5 protein-coding genes and 3 pseudogenes are annotated in these 7,961 nt (G+C 68.8%); 3 read left to right on the forward strand and 5 right to left on the reverse strand.

Annotation, left to right across the window (positions count from 1 at the left end):
* Positions 1–175: 175 nt before the first annotated feature.
* Positions 176–1,930 (reverse strand): cellulase family glycosylhydrolase, encoded by a 1,755-nt coding sequence (locus ADL01_RS15135; protein WP_234354638.1) that lies wholly within the window; start codon positions 1,928–1,930, stop codon positions 176–178.
* 743 nt (positions 1,931–2,673) lie between these two features.
* Here ADL01_RS15135 and ADL01_RS41930 point away from each other — a divergent pair.
* Positions 2,674–2,931: pseudogene (locus ADL01_RS41930) on the forward strand (ISAzo13-like element transposase-related protein); the annotation flags it as partial.
* 382 nt (positions 2,932–3,313) lie between these two features.
* Here ADL01_RS41930 and ADL01_RS46135 read toward each other — a convergent pair.
* Complete coding sequence (locus ADL01_RS46135; protein ID WP_234354639.1) at positions 3,314–3,547, reverse strand: hypothetical protein; 234 nt, start codon at positions 3,545–3,547, stop codon at positions 3,314–3,316.
* 508 nt (positions 3,548–4,055) lie between these two features.
* Between ADL01_RS46135 and ADL01_RS47765 the strand changes: the two are divergent.
* Positions 4,056–4,271, forward strand: a pseudogene (locus ADL01_RS47765) (transposase); the annotation flags it as partial.
* 150 nt (positions 4,272–4,421) lie between these two features.
* Here the strand turns inward: ADL01_RS47765 and ADL01_RS47255 are convergent.
* Complete coding sequence (locus ADL01_RS47255; protein ID WP_266842312.1) at positions 4,422–4,544, reverse strand: hypothetical protein; 123 nt, start codon at positions 4,542–4,544, stop codon at positions 4,422–4,424.
* A 48-nt stretch (positions 4,545–4,592) separates the two neighbouring features.
* Here ADL01_RS47255 and ADL01_RS46145 point away from each other — a divergent pair, with 48 nt between their 5' ends.
* Positions 4,593–4,847 (forward strand): exonuclease domain-containing protein, encoded by a 255-nt coding sequence (locus tag ADL01_RS46145; RefSeq protein WP_234354640.1) that lies wholly within the window; start codon positions 4,593–4,595, stop codon positions 4,845–4,847.
* Here ADL01_RS46145 and ADL01_RS15155 read toward each other — a convergent pair whose 3' ends face one another.
* Positions 4,848–7,163 carry a glycoside hydrolase family 127 protein gene (locus ADL01_RS15155; protein WP_053742514.1) on the reverse strand — a complete coding sequence of 772 codons (2,316 nt, stop codon included), beginning with the start codon at positions 7,161–7,163 and terminating at the stop codon, positions 4,848–4,850.
* 199 nt (positions 7,164–7,362) lie between these two features.
* Positions 7,363–7,773 (reverse strand): annotated as a pseudogene (locus ADL01_RS15160) (family 31 glucosidase); the annotation flags it as partial.
* Positions 7,774–7,961: the final 188 nt, after the last annotated feature.

The raw sequence follows: 7,961 nt of genomic DNA on the forward strand, positions 1-7,961 counted from the left end.
GAACCGGTCCCGCAGCTTCACCGGGTAGGGGCCGTACTCACCGACCGGCAAGTACGGCTTGATGAGTTCCCACTGGTCGTCGCTGAGCTGTCGGCGCGTCACACCGGCGTTTCTACCGCGATCCGCCCCGGCGCGGCAGCGGAATACGAATACTGATCACGACCTCACACAGGCCCTAGGCGGAGGTTCCGGTCACGGTCGTGCCGGACTTGGTGATCGTGTAGTCGATCGTGCCGCCGCCCCAGAAGTGGAACGTGAGGGTGACGGGCTCGTCGTCCCTGATCTCGTTGAAGAAGTCAGGGGTGAGGCTGATCGTGTCGGCGTCGTAGTCGGGCCGGTAGGTCGCCCAGTACTCCTTGAAGGCGGTCCACGTGTGGGGCCCGGCGTTGGTGCCGTCGGCGTACTTGGCCTCCATCGTGGCGACCTGGTCGCCGTTGAACTCGGTCGGAATCGCGAAGCACGAGGAGTTGCAGGGCTCCCACCCGGACCAAGGTGCGCCGTCCAGGGTCCCGGACGCGTCCGAGAGCTGCGCCTTGTCGTAGGTGATGATGTGGATCGCCCAAGGCAGGCCGTCCGAGAAGCGGGCTTCGATGGTCGCGTTGGTGCCATGGGCGCGGTCGCCCGCGAGACGGGTGAGCGCGGCGGCGGTCAGGGTGAGCGTGTCACCAGAGACGGTGTAGTCATCGCCCTCGGTAAGCGCGATGTCCCCCTGCCACAGGCCCTCGAAGTCAAGGCCGTTGCGGTTGAGGGTGAGCGACTCGTCCGCGATGGTCCCGGCCTTCTCGAGGTAGATCGAGTCGAACGAGGCGGTGCCCGAAAGCGTCGTAAAACCTGAGTCCATGTACGCCTTCAGGAGCGGGTCGCGCCATTCCAGGGTGTTGCGGTTGAGGTACGAGCCGGCGTCCCACAGCATCAAGGTCAGCTGCTCTTCGACGGCCTGGTTCGCGGTGGCCTGGAAGAACTTCAGCAATTCGCCGTACTGCGGCGAGTTGGGCACGGCGCCGCGGGTGTAGTCGTAGCCGAGGACACCCCACTCCCCGACGATGACCGGCACGCCGTTGTCGACGAAGGTGTCACTGGTGCGCTGGAAGGTGTTCTCGAGGTCCTGCTGGGTCGCCTCGTCGTAGGTGGTGACCCCGGCGACGTTGACGCTGAAGGGATAGAACCCGTAGAAGTGGACGGTCGCGGCGATCATGTCGTCGTCGAGCGAGTCGATGGTGGCCTTGAGCGCGTCCAGGTGCGGCTGCTCGGAGTTGGTGACCCACGTCGGCAGCACCAGGAGCCGGTCCGCGTTGTTCCCGCCGGTGGCGCGGACAGCCTCGTAGAAGGCGACGTTGAGCTCGGCGGTGTGGGCGTCCTGGTTGGCCACGTCAGTGGGGAACTGCGGTTCGTTGATGCTCTCGAACGACAGCTCGGACGGGTGGTCCTTGAACCGCTCGGCGATCTGGGTCCACATCGAGTCGAACTTCGCGATCACGTTGTCGTGGTCGTCCGGCAGCGCCTTGGTCCACATCTGGTCGTGCTGGTTGACCATCACTTGGAGGTCGTTCGCGATCGCCCAGTCGACGACCTGCTCGACGCGGTCGAGCCAGGCCGGGTCGATCGTGTAGTCCGGTGCCGGGCCGGTGTGCTCGTCCCAGGACACCGGGAGGCGGATCGAGTTGTAGCCCTCGGCCTTGATCGTCTGGAGGAGTTCCTCGGTGATCAGCGGGTTGCCCCAGGCGGTCTCACCGCCCAGCGCATCCAGGGTGTTGCCGACGTTCCAGCCCGGCTGCATGGCCGCGACCTGCTCCATGGCGGTGGTCGCCTGTGGCGGCTTCCGATCCGTTTTGGCGTCGGCGTTCGAAGCCAGGGCGGTCATAGGTATGGCCACCAAGCCGAGGAGGGCCGCCACCAGGGCGATCAGGAGTTTGTACTTTCGATGCTTCACAAGGTGCCCCTTTTCTATGGGTTGAGGCGGATCTGTGGGGTATTGAGGCGGCTCGCGCCCCTGTAGGCGGAGGCGAGGGGGACGGTCGTGGCCAGTCGGGTTCTCACCGTGGTCGCTGGATCAGCGCACCAAAGGGCGGGCTGTCCGGCACCACCAAACCCAAGGCGGCCCTTGTTGGTGTGCGATTCGATGTGTGATCGGGCGTGGTGAGCTGTCACGGCCCGCGCTTCGCGGTGGGTAGCCCGCGGTGGGGAGGTCGGCGAACCATGCTGCTCGACATGGAGCGCTCCTCGCTGTCCACGGTGGCTCCGGGCCGGGCGGATCAGGGGGATGCCCGGGCGACTCGGAGCCACCGCCTGTGGAGAGCGGGGGGTGTGGCGTGGAGTCAGGTGTTCGTGTCGTTGGGGCCCGCCGTCATGGGTAAGAGGAGGGTTGAAGCGCTTCGATGTTGGCTGAGATTAGGTCCGATGAAGGGGTCGCACAAGCCCTACGGCAAAAGTTCGATGAACGAGTCAGGACGCCCATTTGCGCGGAGATGCATGGGTTTTCCCCTGTTTCCCTGACGACCTCTCGGCGCCAGTGGGTTCTCAACCAGCGTCGAAGCGCTTCGACGCTCTGAGGTCGCCGCCGCAGCCCTCGTCCTGCTTCCGCTCGAGTACGACCGCACCATCTGAACGATCACGCAACGGCATGAGCCATGACTGGAGTGGTTCAGTCACGGCGGGAGGTGTTCACCTGGTGCAGATTGCCCCGACCGGGAACTCGGCAAGGCGATCCCGTACGGCATCTACGACCTGGCCACGAACATGGGCTGGGTCGACGTGGGCACCGACCACGACGCCGCCGCGTTCGCCGTCGCCTCCATCCGCCGCTGGTGGCACGGCGCCGGACACACCACCTACCCGGGCGCCAGGCACCTGGTGATCACGCCGGGGGTGCGGATCGAGCAGACCAGGCGCCGACTGACCAATCTGCGTGCCGAAAGGCTGCTTCCGCCTGGGGAAGGCGACGGCGCCTGAGTCGCCGCCCTGATGGACCCGCGGCTGGGCGACGTACGACCCCGAGCAGGACGTCCAGGACGGGGAGTGGACGCGGGAGAAGGAAGCCCCGGCGCAGGGCGCGGTGGGGCCGACGCGCCGCGTGGAAGCAGGAACGCGGGAACGCAAAGGACGAACTGCGCGCAGCTTTGGCTGTCGGCGGACACGAGCCGGCCCCTGCGCGCCATCGCGGCCCGCCTCGGCCTCCGCCCCGAGTAGGTCCTCGCCCGGCTCGCCGCCCACGTCCCCGTGAACGGCGACGGCACCCTCACCGTCGCCGCCTTCCCCCCGCTGACAACGACACGATCGGCCGGATCCCCAGGATGTGATCCCGAGGCCTGCCCCGTCAGGCGTCGACCAGGTCAAGCAGGTCTTGGAAGCGCCGGGCAACGTGTTCGTCCCCGCACGCCCGCTTCACCGCGCGGTCTTTCTGGAGCTTGTCGAGGTCGTCGCGGATGACCTCGCGGTCCTCCTTGAGCATCTGCTCGATCAGGGGGGCGGCGCTGTTGCTGTAGAAGACCCTGCGGTTGCGTCCCATCGTGCCGTAGCCGCCCGGTTCGCCGATGTAGCAGAGGGCCATCCATCGCGCGATGGCTGCCCGGGGCTCAGGCGGCGCTGCGGCGAGGCCACCGAATTCGGGGAACAGCCGCAGAGCGGGTCCGTGGGAGGCGTTAGACCTCCAACTCGTGCCGATCTTCTCCAGGGCCTCGTGCTGGCTGCGGAAGAAGGTGGCGCGCTGGGGCTTGCGGAAGTACGGGAGGATCCCTGCTGCGTTGGCGACTCGTACGGCACGGCGTTGACGGCAGGGCGGGGCCGGGTGTGCGTTTGGAGTTGGTGTCGATGCTGGAGTCCTGCCCTGTGTCCCGCCCTCGCTGCACCGGGGGCCCAGGCGCCGCGGCTGCTGTGGGGACCGGGACAGACAGTTCTGTGCGTCTGGGACTGCACCAGCCGGGTGACCTCGGGTGCCCCGGCTTGGCGAACGCGGTGTGGATCTCGACAGGCCCCCGACCACGTACGGCCCTTGGACGGCGTCTCGTACGATGCGGTGCCCACCGAGCACCTGGAAAGGCCGTCGACGGTGCGCGAGCCGATGGCTCCGCAAGCGGGGCATCCGTCATCGCATCGCCCGTAAAGGCATCGAATCCTCGCAACGGCTGGGCCGCCACCGCTGGGTCGTGGAGAGGACGGTGTCCTGGCTGGCCGGATGCCGGCGCCTGCACCGCCGCTACGAACGCAAGGCCGAGCATTTCCTCGCCTTCGCAGGCGTCGCCGCAGCCCTCATCAGCTACCGCCGACTCGCGCGCTGTGTGGGCGGCGATGAGCGAGCGCGAGCAGGCGATGGCCGACTGGCACTGCACGTCGTGCGATCAGGAGATCGAACGCGAGCGTGTGGAGGCGCAGCGTCGGGCTGACCGTGCCCGCTGGGGCGACCTCAGGCCGACCATCGCGTGGGCTCAGAAGATCCTCGCCGACCCGGACGCGTACGCGGTCCTGGACAACGAGACGACGGGCCTGGCCGCGACGTCGCGGATCGTGGAGATCGCCGTCACCACGGCGTCCGGGACGGTGCTGCTCACACGCTGCTCAACCCTGGCGGTGAGCCGATCCCGGCGGAGGCCACGGCGATTCACGGCATCACCGACGCCATGGTCGAAGGGGCGCCCACCTTCTCCGAGATCCTCCCCCGTCTCGCCGAGGCCCTCGCCGGGCGCCGGATCGCGATCTACAACCGGGACTACGACACCGGCCGGCTGCTGTGGGAACTCCATCTGCACCACCAAGCCCAGGGCACGGTCGACTTCACCAAGCACCCCCGCTATGTCGCCCGGCGGCACGGGGCCGCGCAGGCCTGGCTTACTGTAGACACTCCCCCTGCCTGATCACGAAAGAGAAACCAGGCGGACTTCGCGCAGTCGGATGGTGGCCGCGGTGCCGACGGGTTCGAAGCGGATCTCGAGGGGGGCGGCGGGGCGTTCCGGGTGGAGGGGGAGTGTGTGGCTGATTTCCTCGCTCTGGGGATCCGGCGAGGGCGCGAGGATGCCGAGCGGGTGTCCGTTGACGAGTACGAGGGTGGGTCCGGAGTCTTCGTCTGCGAGGTGGGTCACTTGAAGGCCGGTGGCGGTGCCGTCCGGGTCTGTCAGGCGGTAGGACCACCATCCGGTGGCGGCCCGCCACGTCAGCCCGTCGGTGAGGCCCGACCAGGTGTCCTGCCCCTCGAACCCGTGGTCGCTTTCGGGCTGTTGCTGGCCGGCGGCGACGGTGTCGACGGTCCGGTCGCGCAGCGCGAGTGTCGTTTCGTCGGCCGCGCGCAGCTCCGCCCGCCGTTCGTGGAGCCGTTCCGGTTCCGCCAGGGGGAAGTAGAGGGTGTAGCGGGAGTCGTGTATGCCGGCGAACGGGACGAGGGTGACGGACTCACCCGGTCGCGCGTCCACATTCTCCAGGGCGAACGCCAGCCGGTCCGGGGCGAGTCGGCGCAGGCCGGCCGCCGGATCGGCGGTGCTCCGGGCGAGGACGACGGGCAGGTGCTCCAGGGGGCGCAACGGGCCGACGGCGACGTTACTCATCCCGGAGTCGTCGGCGAAGTGCCCGACCAGGTCGCTGCGGTCGCCTTCGGCGGCGAGGACGGTGGGCCCGAAGCGGAACGACACCCACGGCGAGCCGTCGGGGAGCAGTTCGGCGCTGATGCGTGGGCGAAGGCGCATGGTGACCGTGTCCCCTGCGCGCCACTGCCGCTCCAGACGCACGTAGGTCAGAGGCTGTCCGCCTGCCCCGGGGCGCGTGGTGAGCTGGGCGGGTCCCTCCTCGGGCGGCGCGCCGTTGATACGGACCTGCGGTGTCCCTTCGTGCCAGCCGGGGACGCGTAGGTGGATCGCCACGGGGGTGGCGGGAGCCCCGCGTAGCACGAGTGTGACCTCGTCGTCGTAGGGGGCTGTCCCGGTCTGTTCCAGTACGAGGTTCTGCTCGGGCAGGCTGAGCCGGGAGGCGATGAAGAGGTTGACGAACAGGTCGCCGTCCTCGGTGGTGTACACCAACTCGCCGTATTTCGCATGGTTTTCCAGCCCGGTTCCGACGCAGCACCAGAAGCAGTTCTGGGGCGTCGACACGACCCGGTAGTGGCCCGGTCGCACGGGTGTGAAGTACACCAGTCCGCCGCTGGGATGCAGGGAGGAGAGGATGTGGTTGAGCGTCGCGCGTTCGTAGTGGTCGAGCACCTCGGCGTCCGGGTCTTCGAGGAACAGCGCGTGGCTGAGCTTGAGCATGTTGTAGGTGTTGCAGGTCTCGGGGCCCTCGGGCAACTCCAGGGCGGAGCTGAAGTCGTCGCGGGGGTGCAGGTGCTCGCGCACGGAGTTGCCGCCGAAGGAGAACGTCCGGTGCCTGGTCATGGTCTGCCAGAAGAACCGTGCGGCGTCCCGCAGGACAGGATCGCCCGCGACCTCGCCGAGCCGCTGGTATCCGACGACCTTGGCGATCTGGGTGTTGGCGTGCATCCCGTCGAGGACGTCGCGGTGCTCGCGCAGCGGGCCGAGCAGGGACCGGTCGAGGAAGCGCCGTGCCAGGGCGGCGTAGCGGTCCGTGCCGGTGATGTCGGCGAGGTCCGCCAACACCTCGCACATCCCGCCGAACTCGGTGCGGAGCATGGCTTCGTGGGTGTCGTCGTCCATCCCCGCCGCCATCTGGTCCCACCAGTCGGCCAGCCGCCGCAGGGCGGTCAGGGCCAGGTCCGAACCGGCGTGGCGGTGGGCGTCCAGCAGGCCGGCGAAGAGCTTGTGCAGGTTGTACCACGGCACCCAGGCGCCACCGAGCTCGAACGAGTCCCGCTCCACCTGCCCGGCGGCCACCCGCTGCCACAGCCGAACGCCGTCGGGGATGCCGCCGACGTAGCCGGTGCCCAGGGCGTCCTGGCATTCGACGACGCCCTGAACCAGACGTTCGGCCATGGATCTCGGCCGGGGGTCGTCCGTCACCGCGCTCATGAGCGCGGCGCCGGACAACGCGTGCCCGACGGTGTGGCCGTCGAGACCGGAGTTCTCCCAGTTGCCGTAGGACTCGGCGACCGGCGGCAGGCCGGCCTCGCGCCGCAGGGGCGCGAGGAGCCGGTCGGTGTCGAGGGACAGCAGGTAGTCGAGGGCGGTGACCTGCGCGTCCAGGAACGGGCCCGGAAGAAGGCGTACCGCGCCGCGGGGGGGTGACTGCATGACTGCTTGTTTCCTTCGTCTCGAATACTTCGGTCCTGCAGGAGAGAACGTACCGCGCGGATGACGTCTGGACCTGTGGTGCGGAGCAGCTCGGGGGTACGGCCACCGGCGGGGATCCTGCGTGATCAGGAATCGCTCTCCTGCCCACCGGGGGCGCTCGGCAGCCGGTCGTACCCCGCTGGCCGGGATGGGTGAGAGGTCAGTGCAGGAGAGGTGCGATGTCCGCCCCCTCGCGGACGAAGACGGGAACGCGCTCCAGCGGGGCGTCCGCTTCGAGCGTCGTCCCGCCCTCCGTCACGCGTCCGGTGGCCGGGTCGAGCCAGCGCGCGCCGGACGGCAGGTACACCCGGCGGGTCCGCGCGCCCGCCTCGTACACGGGCGCCACCAGAAGGTCGGGGCCGAGCAGGAACTGGTCGTCCACGGTCCAGGCGTGCTCGTCGTCGGGGAAGTCGAAGAGCAGCGGGCGCATCGGCGGGGCGCCGGTGCGGTGGGCGTCCTCGGACAGCTGCGTCAGATACGGGCGCAGCCGCTCGCGCAGCAGCAGGTGGTCCTGGAGGATGCCGTACGCCTCTTCGCCGTAGGACCAGACCTCGTTCGGGCCGCCGGTCACGGCCGCCGGCTAGGGCCTGTGTGACGTCGTGATCAGTATTCGTATTCCGCTGCCGCGCCGGGGCGGATCGCGGTAGAAACGCCGGTGTAACGCGCCGACAGCTCAGCGACGACCAGTGGGAACTCATCAAGCCGTACTTGCCGGTCGGTGAGTACGGCCCCTACCCGGTGAAGCTGCGGGACCGGTTC

It is taken from the genome of Streptomyces sp. NRRL WC-3618 (genome assembly GCF_001280005.1).
Classification (GTDB): domain Bacteria; phylum Actinomycetota; class Actinomycetes; order Streptomycetales; family Streptomycetaceae; genus Streptomyces.

Coding starts and splice junctions, on each gene's coding strand:
- ADL01_RS46135 (WP_234354639.1), bottom strand. CDS start 3,547: ATGGCCCTCTGCTACATCGGCGAACCGGGCGGCTACGGCACGATGGGA.
- ADL01_RS15155 (WP_053742514.1), bottom strand. CDS start 7,163: ATGCAGTCACCCCCCCGCGGCGCGGTACGCCTTCTTCCGGGCCCGTTC.